Origin of the sequence: Rhodococcus sp. NPDC058639, assembly GCF_042717545.1 — a bacterium.
Classification (GTDB): domain Bacteria; phylum Actinomycetota; class Actinomycetes; order Mycobacteriales; family Mycobacteriaceae; genus Rhodococcus.
Genome location: NZ_JBHXRF010000004.1, coordinates 37948 through 61934 on the forward strand (window position 1 = coordinate 37948; position 23987 = coordinate 61934).

General features: G+C 68.8%; 21 protein-coding genes. 6 read left to right on the plus strand and 15 right to left on the minus strand.

All coding sequences use genetic code 11. The annotated features are described in order from the left end of the window. Positions 1 to 56 precede the first annotated feature (56 nt). The 4 genes from ACFWU2_RS08535 to ACFWU2_RS08550 all read right to left on the minus strand — a co-directional run bounded on the left by ACFWU2_RS08535 (position 57) and on the right by ACFWU2_RS08550 (position 5770). The gene (locus ACFWU2_RS08535) at positions 57 to 2240 is read right to left on the minus strand and encodes a malate synthase G (RefSeq protein WP_378603907.1); all 2184 of its coding nucleotides are present in this window, start codon (positions 2238 to 2240) and stop codon (positions 57 to 59) included. Between the two features lie 73 nt (positions 2241 to 2313). After that, entirely contained in the window at positions 2314 to 3246 is a 933-nt protein-coding gene (locus ACFWU2_RS08540) for a 3-methyladenine DNA glycosylase (protein ID WP_378603910.1), read from the minus strand. Then, positions 3243 to 4331: a hemolysin family protein gene (locus ACFWU2_RS08545; RefSeq protein ID WP_378603913.1), complete on the minus strand. Its 1089-nt coding sequence runs from the start codon at positions 4329 to 4331 to the stop codon at positions 3243 to 3245. Before ACFWU2_RS08545 ends, ACFWU2_RS08540 begins: the two co-directional genes overlap by 4 nt. After that, positions 4328 to 5770, minus strand: a complete 1443-nt coding sequence (locus ACFWU2_RS08550) for a hemolysin family protein (RefSeq protein ID WP_378603916.1) — start codon at positions 5768 to 5770, stop codon at positions 4328 to 4330. Before ACFWU2_RS08550 ends, ACFWU2_RS08545 begins: the two co-directional genes overlap by 4 nt. A 351-nt stretch (positions 5771 to 6121) precedes the next feature. On the opposite strand from ACFWU2_RS08550, the gene ACFWU2_RS08555 reads away from it, so the two are divergent. After that, positions 6122 to 6751: a class I SAM-dependent methyltransferase gene (locus ACFWU2_RS08555; RefSeq protein ID WP_378603919.1), complete on the plus strand. Its 630-nt coding sequence runs from the start codon at positions 6122 to 6124 to the stop codon at positions 6749 to 6751. On the opposite strand, the gene ACFWU2_RS08560 is transcribed toward ACFWU2_RS08555, so the two are convergent. The 7 genes from ACFWU2_RS08560 to ACFWU2_RS08590 form a co-directional block, all read right to left on the minus strand. Continuing rightward, positions 6702 to 7616, minus strand: a complete 915-nt coding sequence (locus ACFWU2_RS08560; RefSeq protein WP_378603922.1) for a DMT family transporter — start codon at positions 7614 to 7616, stop codon at positions 6702 to 6704. The genes ACFWU2_RS08555 and ACFWU2_RS08560 overlap by 50 nt on opposite strands. Before the next feature lie 7 nt (positions 7617 to 7623). After that, positions 7624 to 9075 (minus strand): NADP-dependent phosphogluconate dehydrogenase, encoded by a 1452-nt coding sequence (gene gndA, locus ACFWU2_RS08565; protein ID WP_378603925.1) that lies wholly within the window; start codon positions 9073 to 9075, stop codon positions 7624 to 7626. 47 nt (positions 9076 to 9122) lie between these two features. Continuing rightward, positions 9123 to 10073 carry a M48 family metalloprotease gene (locus ACFWU2_RS08570; RefSeq protein WP_378603928.1) on the minus strand — a complete coding sequence of 317 codons (951 nt, stop codon included), beginning with the start codon at positions 10071 to 10073 and terminating at the stop codon, positions 9123 to 9125. 13 nt (positions 10074 to 10086) lie between these two features. Next, the gene (locus tag ACFWU2_RS08575) at positions 10087 to 10506 is read right to left on the minus strand and encodes a BlaI/MecI/CopY family transcriptional regulator (protein ID WP_378603931.1); all 420 of its coding nucleotides are present in this window, start codon (positions 10504 to 10506) and stop codon (positions 10087 to 10089) included. Positions 10507 to 10576: 70 nt separating this feature from the next. Further along, positions 10577 to 11482, minus strand: coding sequence for an ABC transporter ATP-binding protein (locus tag ACFWU2_RS08580; protein ID WP_378603934.1), 906 nt, complete (start codon positions 11480 to 11482; stop codon positions 10577 to 10579). Continuing rightward, positions 11479 to 12474, minus strand: coding sequence for a FecCD family ABC transporter permease (locus ACFWU2_RS08585; protein ID WP_378605146.1), 996 nt, complete (start codon positions 12472 to 12474; stop codon positions 11479 to 11481). Before ACFWU2_RS08585 ends, ACFWU2_RS08580 begins: the two co-directional genes overlap by 4 nt. Before the next feature lie 146 nt (positions 12475 to 12620). Beyond that, positions 12621 to 14048 carry an iron chelate uptake ABC transporter family permease subunit gene (locus tag ACFWU2_RS08590; protein ID WP_378603937.1) on the minus strand — a complete coding sequence of 476 codons (1428 nt, stop codon included), beginning with the start codon at positions 14046 to 14048 and terminating at the stop codon, positions 12621 to 12623. A gap of 185 nt (positions 14049 to 14233) precedes the next feature. Here ACFWU2_RS08590 and ACFWU2_RS08595 point away from each other — a divergent pair, with 185 nt between their 5' ends. Further along, entirely contained in the window at positions 14234 to 14941 is a 708-nt protein-coding gene (locus ACFWU2_RS08595) for a hypothetical protein (protein ID WP_378603940.1), read from the plus strand. Between the two features lie 288 nt (positions 14942 to 15229). After that, complete coding sequence (locus ACFWU2_RS08600) at positions 15230 to 15682, plus strand: PaaI family thioesterase (RefSeq protein ID WP_378603943.1); 453 nt, start codon at positions 15230 to 15232, stop codon at positions 15680 to 15682. Positions 15683 to 15717: 35 nt separating this feature from the next. On the opposite strand, the gene ACFWU2_RS08605 is transcribed toward ACFWU2_RS08600, so the two are convergent. Beyond that, on the minus strand, positions 15718 to 16689 hold the full coding sequence (locus tag ACFWU2_RS08605) for a helix-turn-helix transcriptional regulator (protein WP_378603946.1): 972 nt from the start codon (positions 16687 to 16689) through the stop codon (positions 15718 to 15720). A 205-nt stretch (positions 16690 to 16894) separates the two neighbouring features. On the opposite strand from ACFWU2_RS08605, the gene ACFWU2_RS08610 reads away from it, so the two are divergent. Further along, positions 16895 to 17380, plus strand: a complete 486-nt coding sequence (locus tag ACFWU2_RS08610; RefSeq protein ID WP_378603949.1) for a DUF488 family protein — start codon at positions 16895 to 16897, stop codon at positions 17378 to 17380. A gap of 14 nt (positions 17381 to 17394) precedes the next feature. Here the strand turns inward: ACFWU2_RS08610 and ACFWU2_RS08615 are convergent, their stop codons facing one another. The 3 genes from ACFWU2_RS08615 to ACFWU2_RS08625 all read right to left on the minus strand — a co-directional run bounded on the left by ACFWU2_RS08615 (position 17395) and on the right by ACFWU2_RS08625 (position 21221). Beyond that, complete coding sequence (locus ACFWU2_RS08615; RefSeq protein WP_378603952.1) at positions 17395 to 18372, minus strand: NAD-dependent epimerase/dehydratase family protein; 978 nt, start codon at positions 18370 to 18372, stop codon at positions 17395 to 17397. A gap of 369 nt (positions 18373 to 18741) precedes the next feature. After that, complete coding sequence (locus ACFWU2_RS08620; RefSeq protein WP_378603955.1) at positions 18742 to 19950, minus strand: DUF4185 domain-containing protein; 1209 nt, start codon at positions 19948 to 19950, stop codon at positions 18742 to 18744. 899 nt (positions 19951 to 20849) lie between these two features. Further along, positions 20850 to 21221 (minus strand): hypothetical protein, encoded by a 372-nt coding sequence (locus ACFWU2_RS08625; protein ID WP_378603958.1) that lies wholly within the window; start codon positions 21219 to 21221, stop codon positions 20850 to 20852. A gap of 123 nt (positions 21222 to 21344) precedes the next feature. Between ACFWU2_RS08625 and ACFWU2_RS08630 the strand changes: the two genes are divergently transcribed. Beyond that, complete coding sequence (locus tag ACFWU2_RS08630; RefSeq protein WP_378603961.1) at positions 21345 to 22280, plus strand: ATP-binding cassette domain-containing protein; 936 nt, start codon at positions 21345 to 21347, stop codon at positions 22278 to 22280. Further along, entirely contained in the window at positions 22277 to 23944 is a 1668-nt protein-coding gene (locus tag ACFWU2_RS08635; protein ID WP_378603964.1) for an ABC transporter permease, read from the plus strand. Before ACFWU2_RS08630 ends, ACFWU2_RS08635 begins: the two co-directional genes overlap by 4 nt. Positions 23945 to 23987 lie beyond the last annotated feature (43 nt).

Genomic DNA, 23987 nt, shown 5'->3' on the forward strand with positions numbered 1-23987 from the left:
CCTTCTCGGATCGGGGCCCTGCTGCGCGAAGCGGTTGTGCCGGTGCCGGCGTTCGATCAGGCGAACGTGGCCTTGTACTCGCGGCGGCGGCGGTGCAGGATCGGCTCGGTGTAGCCGCTGGGCTGCGTGGTGCCTTCGAGGATGAGTTCCTTGGCTGCCTGGAACGCGATGTTGTCGGCGAAATTCGGGGCCATCGGCCGGTAGGTGGCGTCGCCCTCGTTCTGACGGTCGACGACGGGTGCCATGCGTTCTAGGGATTCGATGACGTCGGCTTCGGTGACGACACCGTGGCGGATCCAGTTGGCGAGCAGCTGGCTGGAGATGCGCAGGGTGGCGCGGTCTTCCATCAGTGCCACGTCGTGGATGTCGGGGACCTTGGAGCACCCGACACCGTGGTCGATCCACCGCACCACGTAGCCGAGGATCGACTGGCAGTTGTTGTCGAGTTCCTCACGCTTCTCGGCGTCCGACCAGTTCGGGTTCTCGGCGAGCGGGATGGTGAGGATGTCGTCGAGCGTGGCCCGGGTCTTGCCCTTGAGCTCGTCCTGGACCGCGAAGACGTCGACCTCGTGGTAGTGGGTGGCGTGCAGTGTCGCCCCGGTGGGGGACGGCACCCAGGCGGTGTTGGCGCCGGCCTTGGGCTGGCCGATCTTCTGCACGAGCATGTCGTGCATGAGGTCGGTCATGGCCCACATGCCCTTGCCGATCTGTGCCTTGCCCTGCAGACCGGCGGCGAGGCCGGTGTCGACGTTCCAGTCCTCGTAGGCGGCAATCCACTTCTGCTGCTTCATCGCGGCCTTGCGCACGACAGGACCCGCCTCCATGGAGGTGTGGATTTCGTCGCCGGTGCGGTCGAGGAAGCCGGTGTTGATGAAGGCCACGCGCTCGGATGCGGCTTCGATGCAGGCGGCGAGGTTGACCGTGGTGCGGCGCTCCTCGTCCATGATGCCGACCTTGAGCGTGTTGGCGGGCAGGCCGAGGATCTCCTCGACGCGGCCGAACAGTTCGGTCGTGAAGGCGGACTCTTCGGGGCCGTGCTGCTTGGGCTTGACGATGTAGATCGAGCCGGTGCGGCTGTTGAGGAGCGGTCCGTGCTCGTCGTCGCCGTAGAGGCCGTGGGAGGCGCACAGGCTGGTGACGAGGGCGTCGAGGATGCCTTCGGGCACCTCGTTGCCGTCGCGGTCGAGGATCGCGGGGTTGGTCATGAGGTGACCGACGTTGCGGACGAACAGCAGCGAGCGTCCGTGCAGTTCGAGGTCGCTGCCGTCGAGCGCGGTGTACACGCGGTTCGGCGCGAGGGTGCGGGTGAGGGTCTTGCCGCCCTTGGAGAACGATTCGGACAGGTCGCCGCGGTTGAGGCCGAGCCAGTTGCGGTAGCCGATGACCTTGTCCTCGGCGTCCACGGCGGCGACGGAGTCTTCGAAGTCCATGATCGTGGTGACCGCGGATTCGAGGACGACGTCCTTGACGCCGGCGGCGTCGGTGCTGCCGATGGGGGATTCGGCATCGATCTGGATCTCGATGTGCAGGCCGTTGTTGCGCAGCAGCACGGAGGTGGGGGCGGCCTTGTCGCCGAGGAAGCCGACGAGCTTCTCGGGCTGGGCCAGCCCGGTGACGGTGCCGTCCGCCAGGGTGACCCGGAGTTCGGTGCCATCGATGGCGTAGTTGGTGGAGTCGACGTGGGATCCCTCTGCGAGGGGGACGGCCTTGTCGAGGAAGTCGCGGGCCCAGGCGATCACCTTGTCGCCGCGCACCTTGTTGTATCCGGTGCCCTTCTCGGCGCCGTCGTCCTCGGGGATGGCGTCGGTGCCGTACAGCGCGTCGTACAGCGAACCCCAACGGGCGTTGGATGCGTTGAGCGCGAAGCGGGCGTTGAGGACGGGGACGACGAGCTGAGGACCGGCCGTGGTGGCGATCTCACTGTCGATATCGGCCGTGGTGATCTGGAACGGCGCCGGAGTGGGGACGAGGTACCCGATCTCCTCGAGGAACGCCTTGTACGCGGCGGGGTCGTGGGGCTGCCCGGCGCGGTCGCGGTGCCAGGTGTCGATGCGGCTCTGAAGATCGTCGCGCTTGGCGAGCAGCTCGCGGTTCTTGGGAGCCAGCTCGTGGATGATCTTGTCTGCACCGTCCCAGAACGCGGCTGCGTCTACCCCTGTGCCGGGGATCGCTTCGTCGTTGACGAAGTCGTAGAGCACCTTTGCGATGTGGAGTCCACCGATTTGCACGCGTTCTGTCATTAGCCTCACTCTTTCCGGTTGCGGTGCGCCCGGGGCAGCGCCGCGGGTGCTTGCACGAAAAACTCCAGTTATGTTACCCGCCGGTAGCAGTAGGGGTGTCGGGTCGACACGCGCGCAGGGCGGAGCATCGATTGAGCAGTTCCTCACGGAGGTCCGCGGCGCGAGTGGTGAGCGCCGACTGCTCGCGGACGTACTGTGCGCGTCCGGCGGCAGTCTCGATAGCGACGGGCGAGTAGCCGTAGCCGCTCAGATCATACGGGCTGGCCCGCATGTCCAATTCGCGAGCCGCCGACGCCAACCGGAAACAGTCGAGCACCAGATCGGAGTCGACCAGCGGGGAGAGCTTGAAGCACCACTTGTAGAGGTCCATCCCCGCGTGAAGGCACCCGGGTTGCTCCCGGTCCATCCGGCTGTCCTGGGTGAGCGCCGAAGCGTTGCGCGGCGCGGCCTCCGGGGTGAAGAACCGGAACGCGTCGTAATGGGTGCATCGAAGCTGCATTGATTCCACCACGTCGTCCGTGCCCTGGTGGCCGAGCCGCAGCGGCACCGACGAGTGCCGAACGTCCTCGGTGCCGGTGCGGTACACCATCGCCCATTCGTGCAGACCGAAGCAGCCGAGCTGGGCCGGACGGGATGCGGTGGCCGCGAGCAGACCGGCGACGAAGTCGACCGTGCCGGAGCGGTGCGCAAGGACGGCGTCCCTGACCCGGACCGCGGGTACGCCGTCCACCTCGAGCCGCTCGTAGCCGGGATGATCCCGGTAGTCGCGGGTCGCGGCACCGAGCAGGATCGTCCCGTAACCGGGATGCCAGAACCGCAACTTGCCGGGCCGGTAGTTGTAGTAGGTGAACAGGAAGTCGTGCACCGGGTGCGTCTCGTCGGCCGCGCGCCGCTTCAGATGATCGGCCAGCAGGGCGTCCACCGCGGCGTGGTGGCGGTCGCGGCGACCGGTCCAGTCCGCCTCCACGAGCACGGTCGGGGCGGCACCGGGGGTGGGGTCGGTCATGGGGTGCGGCGCTCCGGGGGTTCTGCGACGCGGTGGGTGGCGTCGCGGACGGTACCGACGAACTCCTCGACGAGATCTTCGAGCGCCACGATGCCGATCACGGTGCCGCCGGCATCGACGACCCCACCGAGATGCGAATTGGTGCGGCGCAGCACCGACAGTGCCTCGTCGAGCGCGACATCCGGGCGGATCGACGGCAGCGGCCGGATGGTGTCGGCGGCGATGGCGGCGTCGGGACCGGCGTTCGGATCTCCGACGAGGTCGAGGACATCCTTGATGTGCACGTAACCGTTGATCGTGCCGCTCGGTGCCTGCGCGGGGTAGCGGGAGAACCCGGTCGCGATGACCGCCTGCTCGATCGCGCCGAGCGTGGTGGTGCCGCTCGCCGTGACCGGCACGGTCCGCACGGACGCGAGCGGGATCATGACATCGGCGACGGTGCGGTTGCTGGTGCTCAGCGCGCGGGTGAGGCGGCGGTGCTGTTCCTCGTCGAGCAGGCCTTCGGAACGGGACTCGCCGATCATCTCCGACAGTTCGAGGGCGGTGACGGTGACCTCGAGTTCGTCCTTGGGTTCGACGCGCATCAGCCGCAGCACACCGTTGGCGCACACGTTGTAGAACGCGATGAGCCACCGGGCCGGTCGCATGAACATCAGGTGGGCGGGGACGAGCAGCATGGCGGTGCGTTCCGGACCGGCGATGGCGATGTTCTTGGGGACCATCTCGCCGAGCAGAATGTGCAGCACCACCACCAGGCTCAGGGCGAGTGTGAAGGCGATGGGATGCAGCCACGCATCGGAGATCCCGACGAGGTGCAGCGGCTGTTCGATCAGGTGCGCGAGCGCCGGTTCCCCGACCCGGCCGAGCAGGATCGAGCAGATGGTGATGCCGAGTTGGGATCCGGCGAGCATCAGTGAGAGGTGTTCACCGGCGTCGACGACGGTCTGGGCGCGTTTCCGGCCTTGCGCGACGAGCGTTTCGAGGCGGTCCCGCCGGGCGCTGATGAGTGAGAACTCCGCGCCGACGAAGAACGCGTTGCCGGCGAGCAGTACGACGGTGAGGGCGACGGCGATCCAGTCGTTCATCGGGCGTCACCGTCCGGTGTCTCCGAGGTGTCCGTGTCTCCGAGGTGCCCGGTGTCCGGATGCCCGGATTCGGTATCGCCGGGTTCGGTGTCGTCGGGTTCGGTGTCGTCGTCCGGTTCGCCGGGGACGAGGAGCACCCGGTCGATCCGGTGACCGTCCATCTCGAGGATCTGCGCGTACCAGGGCCGGTGTTCCTCCCCGGGGCGGGCCGGCAGGACGATCTCGTCCCCGACGTCCGGGATGCGGCCCAGTTCGGTGAGGAACAGGCCTGCCAGAGTTTCGTAGTCCCCCTCGGGAGCCTGGTAGCCGGTCAGGTGGGCGAGTTCGTCGGTGCGGAGCAGACCCGCACACGACCAGCCGACGCCCTGCGGGTGCGCGTCGAGTTCCGGTTCGTCGTGCTCGTCGCGGACATCGCCGACGATTTCTTCGATGAGATCCTCCATGGTGACCAGGCCGGCGGTGCCGCCGTATTCGTCGACGACCAGCGCGACCTGCATGCCGTCGGAGCGGACCCGTTCCATCACGGCGTCCCCGTCGAGGCTGGAGGGCACGTTCGGAACCCGGCGGGCCAGAGTGTGGACCGGCGTGGTGGCCCGTGCGGCGGCCGGGACGGTGAATGCGTGCTTGACGTGCACGACACCGACGGTGTCGTCGAGGTCGCCGTCGACGACCGGGAACCGGGAATAGCCGGTGCGGTCGGAGCGATCGATCAGGTCGAGGACGGTGTCGTTCCGGTCCAGCGACTCGATGGTCACGCGCGGAGTCATCAGATCGGCGGCGGTGCGCTCCCCGAACTGCAGGGACCGGTCGACGAGCTGGGCGGTGCTCTCGTCGAGGGCACCGCTGACAGCGGACGCGCGGACCAACGAGCCCAGTTCCTGCGGGGACCGCGCCGAGCGCAGTTCGTCGGCGGGTTCGATGCCCAGGCGCCGCACGATGTAGTTGGCGCTGCCGTTGAGCCCGTTGATGGCCCACTTGAACACGAGGGAGAACCCGGCTTGCAGGCCCGCGGTGGCCCGGGCGGTGGCCAGCGGCCGCGCGATGGCGAGGTTCTTGGGAACGAGTTCGCCGAAGATCATCGAGAACGAGGTGGCGAGGATCAGCGCGACGATCAGCGACACGGTCCCGGACGCGGACTCGCTCAACCCGATCGCGGTGAGCAGCGGGTTGAGGAAGCGGGCGAGGACGGGTTCGGCAAGGTAGCCGGTGATCAGGGTGGTGATGGTGATGCCGAGCTGTGCTCCGGAGAGCTGGAACGACAGGGTGCGGTGCGCGTGCTGCACCTGCCGGGCGCGGAGGTCACCGCCTCGGGCTTCGGCGTCGACGGTGCTGCGTTCGAGGGCGGTGAGGGAGAATTCGGCCGCGACGAACAGCGCTGTCCCGGCGGTCAAGGCAACGAAGCCGACCAGGCTGAGGACGGACAGGATCACGGAAGTCACATCCGCTCCCGTGGGTGGTGAGTGTCGCCGGGGTGGTCACCCGGCTCGGTAGGGGAGCCCTCCGGACCGGCGGAGTCGGGCTCCGCAGTGGCTTCGGGTACTGACCTGCGGGAAGAGGGTGCCGCGGGCACCGGGTTCCTTTCGTCTGGTCCGGGACGGGAAGAGGAAGCGGCCGCCCGGACATCGTGTGAAAGTCCTCATTCTACTGAGAGGGATGCGGTGTTGTCGCCGCGGCGCCGAAGCGCACCCGATCGGCGGTGGGTGCGACGGTTCGGCAGCCGTCGGCCTACGGTGTGGGCGGGACCGCGGAACGGATCTGTGCTCGCGCCCTCGGACGAAGGAGTATCGACCATGACTGCAGGAACCCCTGGCGGACGTATCCCGAGCCGGTGGGAGGAGCTCACGGCGGCAGATCCGTCGCATTCGACCTGGTACGTGGAGCGGTTCCGGGAGTTGGCGGCACAGGGCCAGGACACGGCCGGTGAGGCCAGGCTGGTCGACGCCATGGTCGAACGCGGGGCGCGGGTGCTCGACGCCGGATGCGGTCCGGGCCGGCTGGGCGGATATCTGCATCGGGCCGGACACCAGGTGGTCGGAGTGGATGTCGATCCGGTGCTCATCGCCGCGGCGGAGGAGGACCATCCCGGTCCGCGCTGGCTGGTCGGGGATCTCGCGGAACTGGATCTGCCGGCGCGGGGGGTGACGGGCGCGTTCGACGTGATCGTCTGTGCGGGCAACGTGATGACGTTCGTGGCGCCGCAGACCCGGGATGCGGTCCTGGCGGGATTCGTCCGGCACCTTGCCGACGGCGGGCGTGTCGTGGTGGGGTTCGGTGCCGGTCGGGACTACGAGTTCGCGGAGTTCTTCGCCGATGCGGAGCGGGCCGGACTGACAGTCGACTTGCGACTGTCGACGTGGGATCTGCGTCCCTTCACTGAGGATTCGGGCTTTCTGGTGGCGGTGTTGTCGCGGGCGTCGTGACCTCGGGGGTGGGAGCCTCCGCCCGGGACAGCGCGACGGTGGTGACGAACATGACCAGCACCGCCGCTGCGACGAGGACCACGCCGGCGCCGCCGACCTGCAGGTGTTCACCGAGCACGACGACTCCGAGGAACATCGCACCGAGCGGTTCGCCGACGGTGAGGGCGGGGAGAGACGCGGACAGCGGCCCCACCTGAAATGCTCGTTGTTGCAGGTAGTAGCCGCCGACACCGGCGACGACGAGCATCCAGACCTGCCAGGACGTCAGTACCGCGACAGGCCCGTCCTCGAACAGGTCGGTGACGTGCTTGGTGAGGGCGGCCACGACCCCGTACAGCAGACCGCCGGCGGTGCCGAGCAGGGTCGCGCGGACGCCGGGGGTCAGCCGCGTCGCGTGGGCCGGGGCGGCGCCGAGCGCCGCGGCGACCGCGGTGACGGTGAGGACTGCGCCGAGGGGCAGCGCCCAGCGGGTGGCGGCCGCATCGGTGGTGCCGGCGGCGGGGTTGCCGACGATCAGGAAGATCGCCAGCGCCGCGCAGAGCGCTGCGGCGAGCATCCAGGTGCTGCGGGTGAGGCGGTAGCCGCCGAAATAGGCGGCGAGGGGCAGCGCGAACAGCAGTGAGCTCACCATCAGCGGCTGCACGACGAGCACCGAGCCGAGGGCGAGGGCCGCGATCTGGAAACCGTAGCCGGCGGTGTCGCCGACCGCGCCGGCCCACCAGCGAGGGTTGCGCAGCAGCGAGCTGAGCAGGTTGCCGGTTTCGGGGACGGCGGCGGCCGATCGTTGCTGGGCGACCCCGGCGATCGCGGTCAGCACCGCGGCGGCGAGTGCGCACGCCACGGATACTGCCGCGAGACCGGTCACGGCGAGGTCAGGCGCTGACTTCGCTGTGGTCGCCGCTCCACAGGGTGTGGAACTTGCCCGGCTTGTCGATCCGCTCGTAGGTGTGCGCTCCGAAGTAGTCGCGCTGACCCTGGGTCAGGGCGGCGGGGAGCCGTTCGGCGCGCAGCCCGTCGTAGTACGACAGCGACGACGCGAACGCGGGAATCGGGATGCCCAGCGTGGTGGCGGTGACCACGACCCGGCGCCAGCTGTCGATGCCCGCTTCGATGGCGTCACGGAAGTAGGGGGCGAGGATCAGGCTGGGCAGGTCGGGGTCCGCGTCGTAGGCCTCTTTGATGCGGTTGAGGAACTGGGCGCGGATGATGCAGCCGCCGCGCCAGATGGTGGCGAGAGCGGCGCGGTCGACGTTCCAGCCGTACTCGGCACTGCCCGCCGCGATCTGGTCGAATCCCTGGGCGTAGGCGACGATCTTCGACGCGTACAGGGCGGCGCGGATGTCCTCGGTGAACTGGGCGGCGTCGGTGGGGGCGGCGCCGAGCGTGCCGGAGGTGAGTCCGCGAGCGGCGGCCCGCTGGTCGCGGGAGCCGGACAGAGCGCGCGCGAAGACCGCTTCGGCGATACCGGTGACGGGCACACCGAGGTCGAGGGCGGACTTGACGGTCCAGCGGCCGGTGCCCTTCTGTTCGGCGGCGTCGACGATCACGTCGACGAGGGGCTTGCCGGTCGCAGCGTCGGTCTGGCGCAGCACCTCGGCGGTGATTTCGATGAGGTACGACTCGAGGGTGCCGGTGTTCCACTCGGAGAACACGTCGGCGATCGCTGCGGCGTCGTGGCCGAGCGCGTCGCGCAGCAGCTGGTAGGCCTCGCCGATGAGCTGCATGTCGGCGTATTCGATGCCGTTGTGCACCATCTTCACGAAGTGGCCGGCGCCGTCGGGGCCGATGTGGGTGCAGCAGGGGGTGCCGTCGACGTGGGCGGCGACGGTCTCGAGGAGGGGGCCGACGGCGCTGTAGGACTCGGCGGGTCCGCCGGGCATGATCGAGGGGCCGTTGAGTGCGCCTTCTTCGCCGCCGGAGATACCGGCGCCGATGAAGTGCAGGCCACGCTCGCGCAGCGCTGCTTCGCGGCGGATGGTGTCGGTGTAGAGGGCGTTACCGCCGTCGATGATGATGTCGCCCGGTTCCATCGCCCCGGCCAGTTCCTCGATCACCGCGTCGGTGGCGTCGCCGGCCTTGACCATGATGAGGACGCGGCGGGGCTTTTCGAGGGCGGCGACGAATTCTTCGATGGTTTCGGTGCGCACGAACGTGCCGTCGGAGCCGTGCTCGGCGAGCAGCGCGTCGGTCTTGCCGATGCTGCGGTTGTGCAGGGCGACGGTGTATCCGTGGCGGGCGAAGTTACGGGCGATGTTCGACCCCATGACGGCCAGGCCGGTCACGCCGATCTGGGCTTGGGGTGTCGCGGTGTGTTCGACGGTCATGGGTACAGCTTCCCCCGAAACGGGGTGGGATCGAAATCGGCGCGGGCTCAGTGCGCGAGCAGGCGGCTCAGCTCGGTGAGCCACGGTACGGCGACGGCAACGGTGGGCACCACGAGGATCGCAGCGGCGGCGATGTAGGCGCCGGCGGAGATACGCAGGTCGGGTCCCGGATCGGCGAGGCGCCGCACCCGTAGCACGGTGCTGGGTCCCCCGGCGGCCAAGGCACCTTTCGGGGTGGAAGTGCCGGCGCACGCGACCAGTGCCCGGGCGAGGGGTGTCGGCCCGGTCACGCGGACTGCGGAGTCGTCGGCGAGCATCTCCACGAGTGTCTGCACCGAGCCGAGGGCGGAGCGGGACCGCACCCAGCGGGGGAATGCTTCGTACACGGCGGTGAACGCCTCGAGGACGAGGTCGTGCCGGGCCCGCAGGTGCGAGTGCTCGTGGCAGAGGATCGCGCGGAGTTCGGCGTCGCTGAGATTGTCGAGCGTGCCGGCGCTGAGCACCACGCGGTGGCGCAGGCCGGGAAGGCAGTACGCGATGGGGTCGGCGGAGTCGAGGATCCGGACGTGCGGGTGGCGTCGGACGACCTCGCGGCTGTCGCGGTTGTCGAGAAGGTCGACGAGCATGCGGTGCCGGGACCGGCGACGGCGGGTACGGACCGCGACCCGCAGCACGGAGTAGATCAGGCGCGCACCGATGAGCAGGGTCAGGGCCAGCACCGCCATGTAGGTCAGCCACAGCGGCACACCGAGGGCTTCGATCTCGCGGAGCGGTTCGGTGGTGGGCCGGCCGTCGGCACCGGGGACGAGGAGCCGGCTGGCGATGGCCAGACCGGAGCTGAACGCGGACAGGACCGCGGCCAGCGCGATCGCCTGCCAGAGCACGAGCGCCGCACGTGGGTTGCGGTGCGGCCAGGTGGCGCGGGCGAGGAGCCCGGGCACCGGACCCGCGAGAAGCAGCGCGAGTATCCCGAAGAACAGCGCTGTGGGGGCGTTCATGGCATCGAGTGTGTCAGCTCGCGCGCCCGGAGCCGTGTTCGCCCAGCGTGGTGGTGGTGCCCGAGTGCTGGGCTTCGAGTTCGGCGAGTGCGGCGCGCAGTGCTTCGGCTTCGTCGGCGCCGACGCGGCCGACGAAGTGGACGAGGGCGGCGGCGCGGCCGGCGGTTTCGTCGGCTTGATCGAGGGCGTCGACCATGAGATTGGCGACGAGTTCGTCGCGGCCGTGGACGGGCATGTAGCGGTGGGCGCGGTCGTCGCGCTGCTGCACCACCAGGTTTTTCTTCGCGAGCCGTTGCAGCACCGTCATGACGGTGGTGTACGCCAGGTTGCGGCGGGTGGACAGGGCTTCGTGGACCTGCCGGACCGTCTGGGGTTCGGTGGAGGACCACAGGTGGTCCATCACTGCTCGCTCGAGTTCGCCTAGTGCTGCCATGATCCGATTCTACGGATTTCTCCGACGTTTGTGCGTACTACCCCGGGTCGTAGCCTTGGCAGGGCTGTGATCAGGGAGTTTCGGTGGTTCCGGGGGTGTGGTCCGGGGCCACGGGACCCCCGACTGCCCCGTAGACGTGCCGGGTGCCGATCGGGATGATCAGCGGTCGGCCGGACACCGGATCCTCGATCACCGAAGCGTCGAGGTCGAACACCTCGGCGAGCAGTTCGGCGGAGATCACCTCCGAGGGCGGACCGGAGCGCACGATGCGGCCGTCCTTCATCACCACGAGGTGGTCGCTGTAGCGGACGGCGAGGTTGAGGTCGTGCAGGACCATCACGACGGTGCGGCCGAGTTCGCTGTGCAACCGGTCGACGAGGTCGAGCACTTCCACCGAGTGCGCGAGGTCGAGGTAGGTGGTCGGTTCGTCGAGCAGCAGGATGTCGGTGCCCTGCGCCAGGGCCATGGAGATCCAGGCGCGTTGGCGCTGACCGCCGGACAGTTCGTCGACCGGCCGGTCGGCGAGGTCGGCGATACCGGTGCGGGCGAGCGCGGCGGCGACTTCCCCTTCGTCGTCGGAGGACCATTGGCGCAGCCAGGACTGGTGGGGGTGCCGGCCGCGGGCGACGAGGTCGGCGACGGTCAGTCCTTCGGGGGCGAGAGGAGCCTGCGGCAGCATCCCGAGGACGCGGGCGACGTCGCGGGTGCGCATCGTGGTGATGTTGTGGCCGTCCAGCAGGATCTGCCCGGTGCGGGGCTTGAGCAGTCGGCTCAGCGACCGCAGCAGGGTCGATTTGCCGCAGCCGTTGGGTCCGATGATGGTGGTGATGACGCCGGTGGGGATCTCCAGGTCGAGGTCGTCGATGATCAGCCGATCCCCGTAGCCGAGCCCGATGTGTTCGGCGACCAGACGGGTCGCCGGGGCGGCCTCGGGGTGTTCGGTGTCCGAGGCGGCGGGGGTGTGGGTGTCGGTCACGCGGAGACCTTCCGGTTGGAGCGCACGAGCAAGTACAGCAGGAACGGGCCGCCGAGCGCGGAGGTGACGAGACCGACGGGCAGTGGCACCGGCAGGATCGTACGGGCGATGAGGTCGGCGCCGACGACGAGCAGCGCCCCGGTCAGTGCGGACGCGATGATCGGCGGCCCCGCGGACTTGACCAGACGGACTGCGATCTGGGGGGCGGCGAGCGCGACGAACCCGACGGGTCCGGCTGCGGCGGTGGCGACCGCGGCGAGGGTGCAGGCGGTGATCAGCAGCAGGGCCTGCTGTGTTTGCAGCGGCACCCCGAGGGAGCGGGCGGTGTCGTCGCCGAGGCGCAGCGCACCGACGGTGAACGAGGAGACGGTGGCCCACGCGCCGAGGACGAGCAGAACCAGGGCGGCCGGGGCCACCTGGTTCCAGGAGACGCCGTTGAGTGATCCGGTGAGCCACACCTGAGCGCGGGAGACGTCGTTGATGTCGGCGGAGACCAGCATCCAGTTGGTGAGGGCGAGCAGCATCGCGTTGATGCCGATGCCGATGAGGACGAGCCGGAACCCTTCGACACCGTTGCGCCAGGCGAGCAGGTAGATGACCGCAGCGGTGAGCAGGGCACCGGCGAGGGCGGCCAGCGGCAACCCGAGGGTGGCGAGGATGCCGACGACGGAGCCGCCGCCGGTGAGGACGATCAGGGCGACCGCGGCGGCGCCGGCACCGGCGGTGATACCGAGGATGTCGGGGCTGGCGAGGGCGTTACGGGACAGCGACTGGGTGATCGCGCCGGCGACGGCGAGGGCGGCGCCGACGACGATCGCGCCGACCGCCCGGGGGAGTCGCAGGTCGAAGACGATGAATCGGTCGAGGCGTGCGCCGCCGCCGAAGAGCACCTCGATGACCTGGGGAACCGACATCGGGTAGTCGCCACGTCCGAGCGACACGCAGGTGAGCAGGAAGGTGGCGACGGCGATCAGGGCGCACACCAGCACCATGCGGCCGCGCCAGACCACCGAGAACGGTCCGATGCGGAATGCGTGCCGGCCGGGCACGGCGGTGGAGATCTGGATCGGGGAGCGGCGCCGCGCGCCGTCGACCGGGGGTGCGGGGGACGTGGGGGTCTCGGTGCCGGGCGTGGTGGTCACAGGGCCACCAGCTTCCGCCGTCGCACCAGGGCGATGAAGAACGGCGCGCCGATGAGTGCGAGCACGATCCCGACCTGCAGTTCGCCGGGGCGCACCACGATGCGCCCGATCACGTCGGCGAGTACGAGCAGGACGCCTCCGAGCAGTCCTGCGTAGGGCAGCAGCCAGCGATAGTCGGGGCCGGTGATCGCGCGGGCGATGTGCGGGACGATCAGGCCGACGAAGGCGATCGGGCCGCAGGCTGCGGTGGCCGCACCGGTGAGAACGGTGATGGCGCCGATGCCGACGACGCGGGTGAGGACGATGTTGGTGCCGAGCGAACGGGCGACGTCGTCGCCGAGGCTGAGCACGTTGAGCGACGGTGTCCCGGCGATGGCGACGACGAGACCGGCGATCAGGAAGGGCAGGACCTGCCAGAGCACGTCCATGCCGCGTCCGGCGACGGAGCCGACCACCCAGAATCGGTAGCCGTCGAGGCTGGTCTGGTCGAGCAGCACGATGGTCTGGATCATCGCCTGCAGGAAGAAGGCGACGGCGGCGCCGGCGAGGGCGAGGCTCAGGGGGCTCGAGCGGCCGTTGCCGACGGAGGCGAACCCGAACACGACGATGCTCGAGAGCAAGGAGCCGGCGAAGGCGAACCACAGGTATTGGGCGGGGGTGGTCACCCCGAACAGGTAGATCGCGAGCACGACCATGAAGGCGGCGCCGGCGTTGATGCCGAGCAGGCCGGCGTCGGCAAGGGGATTGCGGGTGTGGCCTTGAATGAGGGCGCCGGCGACGCCGAGCGCGATGCCGACGATCAGGGCGAGCAAGGTGCGGGGGATGCGCAGCGAGTGCACGATCAGGTCGGTTTCGGTGCCGTCGTTGACGGCGATCGCGTGGTACACCTCGGCGAAGGACATGGGCCGCGCTCCGACGGCGATGCTGGCGAGCACGACGAGCACCAGGAGAACTGCCAGCACGGCGAGACCGAGGAGTCGTCGGCGGCGCATCGCGGGGAGGCTGGTGTCGGCCGGTCGGGGTGCGAAGCCGTCGTGGACAGCGGCCTTGACGGTGACGGTTTCGGTGCCGCGCCGTAGGAGTGCGGCCCGGGCGCCGACCGGTGCGGCGGTGAGGGTGTCGCGGGTGACCAGTCCGAGCCACTGTTTGCCCAGGCTCTGTCCGGTGCGGCCTTCGCGCAGACCGCGGTTCCACCACAGCACCGTCCCGGCGATGAGGACGGCTGCGGTGCCGAAGACGATGCGGTCGGCCTGCCCGCCGCCGTGTGCGTCGCCGAGGGTGTCGACCACCAGGGCGCCGATGGCGAGGGGGAGGGCGACGAGTGCGAGGTCGAGGAGTTCGGCGGCGACGCGACGCCCCGTGGTGGGCGGGGCGGTCGGGGTGGACGCCGGTGGGGCGGCGTCGCGGTGGGGGGTGGTGGTCACGTGCGCGGGGTGCTCCTCGGGAGGGATCGCGAGTGGGACTGCGGATCTAGGAGTTAGGTTACGGAATCCTATGTGACGGCGGGAGGGGTGCCCGGGGTAACGGGAACGTGGGGGGTTGCGCACTCCGGCCCAGACTGTAATGGTTAGCCTTACCTAAGTAACGGGCCCGTCGATCAGGAGGTCGGATGACGACTCTGCTGCTGCCGTCACCCGCGGCCGCTCCCACCCCCGTCCGCGCGTTCGACGACACGCGCCGGCGACTGGAATCACTCGCTCCGGGAACGCCGCGCGTGTACGCGGTGGCGTGCGTGGACGAGGAACCGCGGCGACGCTGGTGGTACCTCGGGGGCATGGAGCGCATGCACCGCATCGAGTTGCTCTATGCCCGGGCGCTCGAAGACGTCGAGGATCCCCGCATCGCTGCAGAGCAAGTTGCCGCCGCGCTCATCCACGCGGTGACCGGACGCGTGCTCGCCCCGTATGTACTGGAAGGCCGCGTGTGGGATCCGGGACTCGACAATCTGTGGCTGCACCAGGACAGCGACGGCTGCATCGACTGGGCGGGTGTCGCCGACGACACGCTGCGGGTCCTGCCGGACGATCGCGCCGCCAGGTCCGACGACGTGGTGGTGCTGCCGTGCGAGGAGGCGATGGCCGTGTGGACGGCGCATCGCGCCGTCACCGCCCTGACCGCGGTCCACGCCGCCGTGCGCCGCTGTGCACCTCTCGACGGCCCGCGATTCTGGGCCATGGTGGGACGATCCGTGGTAACCGGTGCGGCACAACTCCCGATCCTCGGCGGCGGATCCCGGCGGGTCGCCGCCCGCCGGGGCCAGATTCTCCTCGACGCGTTCGTCGCCGCCGGGTTTCCGGTCCGAGGTCTTGTGAAATAAGGGCAGGCTTCCCTATAGTGGTGATGTTCGCGCAGTAACGGACCGCGCCGGAGTCCTGAGGGCTGCAGTGATTCCCGGGTCCATCCCGACGGCGGGTCCCACGAGCAATCGTGGGACCCGCCGTTCTGTGTATCCAGTTGTGTGTACGCCAGGGGGTGGGTGCCGGCGAGACGCACCGCGCAACCGAAACACGCGACGTGACCGAAAACCGCGATGCCCTACCATCGTTCGGTGGCCACCGGCGCCCGGATCCACCGGACGCGGCCCCGCACGCAACGGAGAGACCGCATGACCGACCAGCCCCGGCTCGACCCCACCTCGCTGCACGACCCGGCCGCCGCCACGGCGCTCAACGCCAACGGGTTCGGCGCCGCCCTCGGCCTCGAATTCCTCGAGATCGGCCCCGATCGGGTGGCGGCGCGCTGGACGGTGACCCCGAACCAGCACCAGCCGTTCGGCATCGTGCACGGTGGTGTGTACTGCGCGGTGATCGAGACACTCGCGAGCGTGGGTGGCTCCGCATGGTTCGGCGACCGCGGCACCGTCGTCGGAGTCAACAACAACACCGATTTTCTCCGTGCCACCCGCGAAGGTGTTCTCACCGCGATCGGCACCCCCGTGCACCGCGGCCGCACCCAGCAGCTCTGGAAGGTGACCATCACCGACGAGCAGGACCGCCTCGTTGCCCAGGGACAGGTGCGACTCGCGAACATCACCGACGCCGCGCATCTCGGCAGCTGACCGCCGGAGAAACCCATGTGGCACCAGGATTCGAGTCACAAAGGCTCTCGGTAGCGCTCCGCGACCGTCTGCGCCCGGCTGCGCAAGGAGGCGCGAAGTTCCGGCGGTGTGAGTGCCTCGGCCTGGGTGCCGAGTTGCCACAGCGCCCACTCCGCGTGCCGGAGGTCTTGAAACGTGACTTCCAGGCGCAACCGGCCGTCGGCTTCGGGTTCCTCGGTGCGGACGGCTTCTGCCATGTCCAGCAGGTCATCTCGTCGCGCCGCGTCGACTCGTACATCGACGGTGATGTGGTCCTCGGACAGGAACTGCGCGCAGCGTTGTGCCCAGATGCGTGCCAGGTCGATCCGATCCGGACGCTCCGCTGGTTCGGGCAGTTCGTGCGCGGCGACGATCCGAGATATCCGCAGGGTCCTGTCGGTGCCGAAGTCGGTGCCCAGCAGGTAGCCCTTGTCTCGCACCGTGACCAGACCGATCGGGTCCAGGGTGTACCACTGCGGCGGCCGGCCCGTGGGCGCGTAGCGGATGCGCAGCTTGCGTCCGCCGAGGACCGCATTCCGGACCGCGGTCAGGATGGGGTCCGGCACCTCGTCCCGGGTCGAGCGGCGGGAGAGGAGGTCGGTCTCGGGGTCGACGAGCAAGCGTTGGGCGGCATTGTTCGCGGCGATCCGATGGCTTTCGGGGAGTGCGTCGACGACCTTCCGCAGGGCTGACGCGCGAGCGGTTCCGAGTCCGAAGACCGGCTCGCCCGACCCGGAACCGGCGGCGAGCAGAGACAGCGCTTCGTCGTGGTTCAGCCCGGTGAGCTGGGTCCTGAACCCGGGGAGCAATGAGAACCCACCGTGCCGACCCCGTTCGGAGTACACGGGGACACCCGCTGTGGAGAGCGCCTCGATGTCGCGAAGGACGGTGCGCACCGAGACCTCGAGTTCACCGGCAAGGACATCGGCTGTCAGCCGGCCGCGCTGACGCAGCAACAGCACCAGAGACACCAGCCGGTCGGCCCGCACACACCCGGACGTTACCGAATACCTGACACAAGGTGTCGTGATTCAGCGGAAGGCTCCATGACGCGACGCCGCACCGGCGCGTCGCGGGACAGGACGCGCCCCGCAGGATCCGAATGGAGCCGAAGTGACAATCGAGCGAACGGTCCTCTGCACGAGAGTCCATGGCACCGACGGCGCCGGCAGCAACCGAGAGGGGTGACTGCTGGTGCCGGGTCTGAGCACGATCGGCGTCTACGGCTTCGACGTGACGTCGTTCCTGGAACGACTGCGACGAGCAGAGGTGAGCATGCTGCTCGACGTGCGTCAGCGTCGCGGCGTCCGCGGACCCGACTACGCCTGGGCGAATTCGCATCGCTTGCAGACCTCGCTCGCCGCGAGCGGCATTGCATACCGGCACCACCTCGAACTGGCACCGACAACGGAGTTGCGTGAGCTTCAGTACGCCGAGGACGCCCTTCAAGGTGTCGGCAAACGCACCCGGCGCGAACTCGCCACCGGTTACGTCAGCCGCTACACCGCCGAGATCCTCGATCCGGCCGACCTCGAGGCGATTGTGTCGGTGCTGCCGAGCGCGGGAGCAGCCGCATTGTTCTGCGTCGAACGCGATCCCGAGGCATGTCACCGTTCCTTGATCGCCCGACGGCTCGTCGAGCAGCACGGCTTCACGATCGAGCACCTGCGGCCGTCGTGAGTGGCGTCGACGGGTCAGACGGAGCCGAGCGCATCCTCGTCCACCCGTGAGTCCTCGGCGAACCAACTGCTCGCCGGCGGATTGTCGAGGTGCCACCGCACCGATTCGGCCACCCGGTGCTGTGGATCACCAGGACACCAGCCGAGAAGCTTCTCTGCCCGGCTCACCGATGCAAGGAGATGCTGCGCCGGTGCTCCCATGATCGCCAGATCGGCGGGCAGTACCGACTCCGGTACCCGTACCGGCTCCAGCATGGAGCCGGCTGCCTCGATGATCTGTTCCAGCCACGCGACCATCGGCACCGTCGTGGGCTCGCCCAGATTCACCGCCATGCCGTCCGCGGCCCGGGTATCGAGAGCGGACAGTACGCCCGTGGCGACGTCATCGACGTGGACGCGGGTCCACAGCAGGTTTCCGGCGCCGACCGGGATGTGCTGCCGTCCGGCACGGATACGGCGCAGCACCGGTTCCTCCCGGCGCTGCGGATCGTGTGGTCCGTAGACCATGGGCAGACGCAACACCACGGCACCTCGCGGGAGCCACCGCTCCTCGACATCGAGCTTGTCGTAGGCGTCCGGGATCCCCGGCATCTGGGCCCCGCGGTAGGGATAGCGCTCCCGGCGCAATTCGGAGTCCTCGGTCAGAGGCACCGCGGATTCGCAACGCCCCAAGTTGAAACCCGTGAACGCCTGGTATACGTCCACGCTGGACAGCACCACCGTCGGCACCGTGGGCACCACCGGCAGGACGGCATCGACGTGGTCGGCTGTCAGTGCATAGGTGTCGACTACGGCGTCCGGACCGAACCGGCGAACATCGTCGGCGTGACGACCCAGGGTGAGGCGATCGACCCGTAGGTGATCGACCGCCACCCAGGGGGACGGCTCGTGGTGTCCGCGATGGACAACCAGCACCCGATCGCCGCGCTCGTGGAGTCTTTCCACGATGCGCCGGCCGATGAATGTCGTACCCCCGAGAACCAGAACCCTCATGTGCTGCCGTCCCTTCGGCGCCCCTGATAACCACCAGGTTCCGGAAGCAATAGTGTCGAAGATAGCCAGATCGGAGTGCCCCCACCCGCGTTCGCGTGTAACCAACGGTTGGCGGGGATCTGCACCGGGGCCGGACGTCACGGCAATCGTCGGTAAGCGCCGAGAGTGAATCCGCCCGAGGTTGCCGATATGCCGACTTCTGTAGCGGACCAGGAGTGGTGCTCCGAGCGGACGTTTGCCTCACAGGCGCGGTCGGTGCGACGCCGCCTGCGTTGCCCGGTCCGAACCCGTCACCCCTGGGGCAAGGGAGATCCCACCTCCCGCCGCCGACTGCGGAGAAGGCCGCAGGCGGCAGGAGGTGGGGTCATGTCAGATTCCTGCCGTGTTTGCGCCCACGGCGCCGGCGACACGCCACAACGCCGTGTTGGTGTGCCTCGCCGCGTCGAATGTCTCCGCCGCCGGAGTGGTGGGGAGATCCGAAACGTTCCCGCCCACCTTGGCCAGGACGGCTCGCGACAGGAGATAGTTCTCGTCCACGACCTCATCGAGCGTCGGTACCGGTGCGGGACGCGGGATATCGGCGTGGACCGTGTGCCGGTAGAGATTGATCTGGTACGGCCAGTTGTCGCGAGTATCCCACTGGGAGACCAGAACATAGAGCTCGTCCAGCGTGGAGCCGGCGAGGACGTACCCTCCGTAGCATTGGGCGAGAGTGTTGTTCCGGTCCAGGTGCTCCTGGTCGTGCGGCACGTGACGGACCACGGTCGTGGTCGGAGCCTCCCCGATATGGGACGTCGGCCCGTTGCGAAGGCCCTTCACGTTGACGCGGATGTCCGGTGCGGTCTGGGTATAGGTGAGCAGCCATTGGCCCTGGACCAGGCGGAGATTCATCTCCCGGACCTTGGTCCCCGCCGGGAAGATGTCCGAGCATCCCCGGTTCCATCCCCAGTCCGTGCCGTTCCACCCCCAGCCGGACCACTTGGAGCGGTCCGCCACCTCGTTGGGGCGGCAGCGGTACAGATGGACGTTGGAGCCGCCGTCCACCAACCACTTGTTGCCCATGATGTAGACCCAGCCATCGGTCCCCATTTCCCAGGTGATGCCCATCTGGAAAGCACCCTCGTGATGCCACTCGCGCTGTCCGGCGGGACCCGCGTGAACCCAGGTCTGGCCGTTGTCGTCGGAATACTGAATCTCCGTCCACAGGACCTCCGAGAGGGACCGGCAGATCGTCACGAACAAGTAGATGCGGGAGCCGATGACGAGGAGGTCCGAAGGCAGGACCGTGGCGAAGCCGCCATTGGTCCACGGGGCCCTGTCGTGGGTGTACGGCCACAACTGGCGGGCGTACGAGCCGCCGATGGCCCCATGGAACGTCAGACCGTTCGCGTACGCCGCCGGGGTCTTCTCGTTCGTGAGGAGCATCACCGGAGACCGCCACCCGGGGCCACCGACGCCGGCCTGGTCGAAGGTGTCACCCAGGACGACAGCCTGGCTTCCGTTGGGGAGGCTGCGGGCTATGCCCAAGTCTGTACCGCCGACACCGTACTGCGTCGACGACGTGTTCGGCCCGGTCACCGGTCCTATCTTGGTAGTCGTTCCGGGTACTGCGTTCTGTTGGGAGGGAGACGGGACCGGCTCCGCCGTAGCCGTAGCCGTCGACGAGGGGGACTCTGTGACCGTGGGGAAACTGCCCGACGAGGGGTGCAGAGGAGTTGCTTTTCGCATGGTGGGTGCCTCAATTCGATGACCGAATGGATGGGGTACCCCGACGTATGAGGTGTCGCAGGGACTCCGGCCGGCGTTAACACGTCGGGAGGTCGAGACCGACCCGACGCAATTCCGACACCGTGCTGTGTCCTCTTTTGTCGCGCTTAACGCTCGATTCCGCAATACCGGTGGTGCCTCGTCCTTTTCGAACTCGGACCCACACCACCGGGCTGGTGTCCGCGAACGCTGTTCTCGTCCATCCGGTAGGCAAGTCGACGTAGTGCTGCTCGCTTCGGGATGGCGAGCACAGCAGGGCGGCCTGCATATCGACAAGGGTGGGCGCCCGACGCTCATCTTTGAGCTTGCGGTTGCCGCAGGGGACTTCATCCGCGCCACCCGCGAAAGAGTCCTCACCGCGATCGGCACCCCGTGCATCGTGGCCGCACCCAGCAGCTGTGGAAGGTCGGCGCCCGTCTCCTCATTGCTCGGCACTTCCCTTGTCACCGTTCACGGACACCACGTCCTGTACAGATGTGGAGTCCCGCCGGAGGAGATAGTGCAAGGGACTCCCTGAGCGCGAGTACCGCTCGTACCGTCGTCGAGGAAGAAGTCAAAGAAGCCATCCTCCACTTGGCGTTTTACGCCGGCTGGCCGAACGGGGTCAGCGCGATCACCGTTGCCGAGCAGGTCTTCGGCGGAGCCTGACGTCCGGGTCGGCGACCTCGGCGTCGAGGTCGCGCGACACTCCGCGATCCAGTAGAGCCCGGTCAGTCGATCTCCTCGACCACGCTTGTGCCCGCTTCCGGACGCGATTCCCACGCCCAGCTCTCGTGAAGACGTACGCGGCCGTCACCGAGCAGTTCGATCCGGCTGTCGCAGACTCCACTCGCGGTGATGCCGTCGACACCGAGGTGGACATAGCGGAAGTGCAACCGCTCGCCCGCACGCGTTCCGACGAGGAAACCACGCGCCACCTCTCCGCCCTCGTATTCGGCCCAGACAACAGCGTCGTCCTGGTGGTAGCGAAAGCGGGTCGCGCCACTGACCTGCCCGGTGGGTGAGTTGCTGACACCGGCAAACACCCTGCCGTCCAGGCAGATGGTGGATGGCGAACGGTGCGCTGCGTCGGCAGTGGTCATTCCGGCACCCTATCCACGGCCCTCCGACACCCACATCAGGGCGTCGGTCGGCTCAGGGATCTGCACGCGGTCACGATTGTTCATATCGCGCAGACCCCCAGCGGCCCGGCGTACCATGCCCCCATGACGGTGGTCGCGATCGAGCACTTGGTCAAGACGTTCGGTCCGACCCGGGCCCTCGACGGCCTCGACCTGACCGTCGAAGCGGGCGAGATCCACGGATTTCTCGGCCCCAACGGCTCCGGTAAATCGACGGCCATCCGCGTGCTGCTCGGACTGTTGCGCGCCGATTCGGGACAGGTCCGATTGCTCGGTGGCGATCCGTGGCGTGACTCGGTGTCGTTGCACCGGCGCCTCGCCTACGTGCCCGGCGACGTGAACCTGTGGCCCACCCTCACCGGCGGCGAGGCGATCGATCTGCTCGCCGGGTTACGGGGCGGACTGGACGAGAACCGCCGCGCGGACCTTCTCGACCGCTTCGAACTCGACCCGACGAAGAAAGCCCGCACCTACTCCAAAGGCAACCGTCAGAAAGTCGCGCTTGTTGCCGCGTTCGCGTCGGACGTCGAGTTCTACATCCTCGACGAACCCACCTCCGGACTGGACCCACTGATGGAATCGGTGTTTCAGGACTGCCTCGGTGAGATGTCCGCCGCCGGGAAGACGGTGCTGTTGTCGAGCCACCTGCTCGCAGAGGTCGAAGCGGTCTGCGATCGGGTCAGCATCATCCGGGAGGGCCGCACCGTCGAGACCGGAACCCTCACCCAGCTACGGCACCTCACCCGCACCTCGATCACCGCCGAAACCGCCCGTCCCGTCACCGGACTGCCCGAACTGGACGGAGTGCACGATGTCCGTATCGACGGTGTGCACACCCGCTGCGAAGTCGACACCACCGCACTCGACGCGGTGCTGCGCCACCTGCTGACCTTCGGGATCACCTCGCTGACGTCCACTCCACCCACCCTCGAGGAACTGTTCCTGCGTCATTACGGTGACGAACGGGTCCGCGAGAACGAGCGCCACCGGCGGGCCGAACCAGGAATGTCTCCGCGATGACGACGGCGGCCGCCGCGGCCCCGACGACCGGGGCCGAACGATTCGCCGGTACCGGGCGGCTCGTCCGACTCGCGTTGCGGCGCGACCGCATCCGGTTACCGGTGTGGCTGCTCGCCCTCACCGCGATCCTCGCGTTCTCCGCAACCAGTGTGGCGGGGCTGTATCCCACCGTCGCCGAATTGCGGGGTTTCGCTGCCGCGTCCGCGGCGTCCCCGGTGACGCTCGCCGTCAACGGCCTTGTGTCCGGCTACAGCATGGGCGCTGTAGTCGCCAGCCAGATCGTCATGCCGCTGGCGCTGGCCGCCGCGCTGATGACCACACTGCTGGTGGTGCGGCACACCCGCCAGAACGAGGAAACCGGCGCGGCCGAACTCATCGGGGCAGCGGTCGTCGGACGCCGGGCGCTGCTCGCCGCCGCGCTGCTCGTCGCCGTGGGTGCCAACCTCACGCTCGGTGTTCTCAGTGCGGCCGTGCTGACGATGCAGGGATTACCGGCGGGTGGATCGATAGCGCTCGGTGCGAGCGTCGCGGCCGCCGGTATCGCCTTCGCCGCGGTCGCCGCAGTCACCGCGCAGGTCACCGACAGCGCCCGCACCGCCAACGGGCTGGCCGGTGCCGCCCTCGGCGTGGCGTTCCTGCTGCGTGCGGTGGGTGACATGACCGGAACGGTCACCGGTGACGGCACCCGCGTGGAAAGCGGATGGCCCACGTGGCTTTCGCCGATCGGCTGGGCCGAGCAGATGCGGCCGTACGACACCGACGACTGGTGGGTCTTGGCACTGCCGATCGTGTTCTCGCTGGTCCTCTGCGCCGTCGCCGTCGCGCTCACCGGGCGCCGCGACATCGGGTCCGGGCTGGTACCGACCCGGCCCGGCCCGCCCCGCGCGTCCCGGGCACTACCCACAGCGCTCGGATCGGCGTGGCGGATGCAGCGCACGATCTGGTTCTGGTGGGCCTTCGGGATCGTCGTCCTGTCCCTGGTGTACGGCGTGATCGCCGACCAGGTCGACGACCTCCTCGGCGACGGCGAGCAGGGCAGTGATGTGCTCACCGACCTGGGCGGCGGTGTCACCGATCTGATCGACGCCTACTTCGCGGCGATCTTCGCGATGATCGCAATCGCGGTCGCGGGCTACGCCGTCCAGGCGCTGCTGCGGATGCGCAGCGAGGAAACCGCAGGACGGCTCGAACCCGTTCTCGCCACCGCGCTCTCCCGGCCCCGATGGATGCTCGCGCACGTGGGTGTCGTCACCGCAGGGATCGTGGCCCTGCAAGCGCTTACCGGAGCGGCGATGGGTCTGGCCCACGGCGTGATAGTCGGGGATGTGTTCGGACAGGTCGGGCGGCTGACCGGGGCGGCGCTGGTCTTCGTACCCGCAATCCTGGTGGTCGCCGCCGCAGTGGTGCTGTTCATCGGGGGAGTGCCTGCCTGGTCGTCCGGACTGTCCTGGGCACTGCTCGCCTTCTGCCTCGTCGTCGGATTGTTCGGTCCGCTCCTCGGGGTGCCCGACACCGCCCGGGACGTGTCGCCGTTCACGCATGTGCCGGCGGTCCCGGCCGCGTCGGTCACGGCCGGTCCGCTGGTCGCGCTCTCGTTGATTGCCGTGGCTCTCGGTGCGGGTGGCGTGATGCTGTTCCGCCACCGCGATCTCACCACGTCGTAAGAACTCGCGAGCAGGTCCGACACGGGAGCGCCGAGGTCGGCAT

Excerpts from the sequence above, each read along its gene's own strand:
- ACFWU2_RS08535 (WP_378603907.1), bottom strand. The coding sequence starts at position 2,240 with ATGACAGAACGCGTGCAAATCGGTGGACTCCACATCGCAAAGGTGCTC.
- ACFWU2_RS08540 (WP_378603910.1), bottom strand. The coding sequence starts at position 3,246 with ATGACCGACCCCACCCCCGGTGCCGCCCCGACCGTGCTCGTGGAGGCG.
- ACFWU2_RS08545 (WP_378603913.1), bottom strand. The coding sequence starts at position 4,331 with ATGAACGACTGGATCGCCGTCGCCCTCACCGTCGTACTGCTCGCCGGC.
- ACFWU2_RS08555 (WP_378603919.1), top strand. The coding sequence starts at position 6,122 with ATGACTGCAGGAACCCCTGGCGGACGTATCCCGAGCCGGTGGGAGGAG.
- gndA (WP_378603925.1), bottom strand. The coding sequence starts at position 9,075 with ATGACCGTCGAACACACCGCGACACCCCAAGCCCAGATCGGCGTGACC.
- ACFWU2_RS08570 (WP_378603928.1), bottom strand. The coding sequence starts at position 10,073 with ATGAACGCCCCCACAGCGCTGTTCTTCGGGATACTCGCGCTGCTTCTC.
- ACFWU2_RS08575 (WP_378603931.1), bottom strand. The coding sequence starts at position 10,506 with ATGGCAGCACTAGGCGAACTCGAGCGAGCAGTGATGGACCACCTGTGG.
- ACFWU2_RS08585 (WP_378605146.1), bottom strand. The coding sequence starts at position 12,474 with ATGGTGCTGGTGTGCGCCCTGATCGCCGTCGCCACCTTCCTGCTCACC.
- ACFWU2_RS08595 (WP_378603940.1), top strand. The coding sequence starts at position 14,234 with ATGACGACTCTGCTGCTGCCGTCACCCGCGGCCGCTCCCACCCCCGTC.
- ACFWU2_RS08600 (WP_378603943.1), top strand. The coding sequence starts at position 15,230 with ATGACCGACCAGCCCCGGCTCGACCCCACCTCGCTGCACGACCCGGCC.
- ACFWU2_RS08615 (WP_378603952.1), bottom strand. The coding sequence starts at position 18,372 with ATGAGGGTTCTGGTTCTCGGGGGTACGACATTCATCGGCCGGCGCATC.
- ACFWU2_RS08625 (WP_378603958.1), bottom strand. The coding sequence starts at position 21,221 with ATGACCACTGCCGACGCAGCGCACCGTTCGCCATCCACCATCTGCCTG.
- ACFWU2_RS08630 (WP_378603961.1), top strand. The coding sequence starts at position 21,345 with ATGACGGTGGTCGCGATCGAGCACTTGGTCAAGACGTTCGGTCCGACC.
- ACFWU2_RS08635 (WP_378603964.1), top strand. The coding sequence starts at position 22,277 with ATGACGACGGCGGCCGCCGCGGCCCCGACGACCGGGGCCGAACGATTC.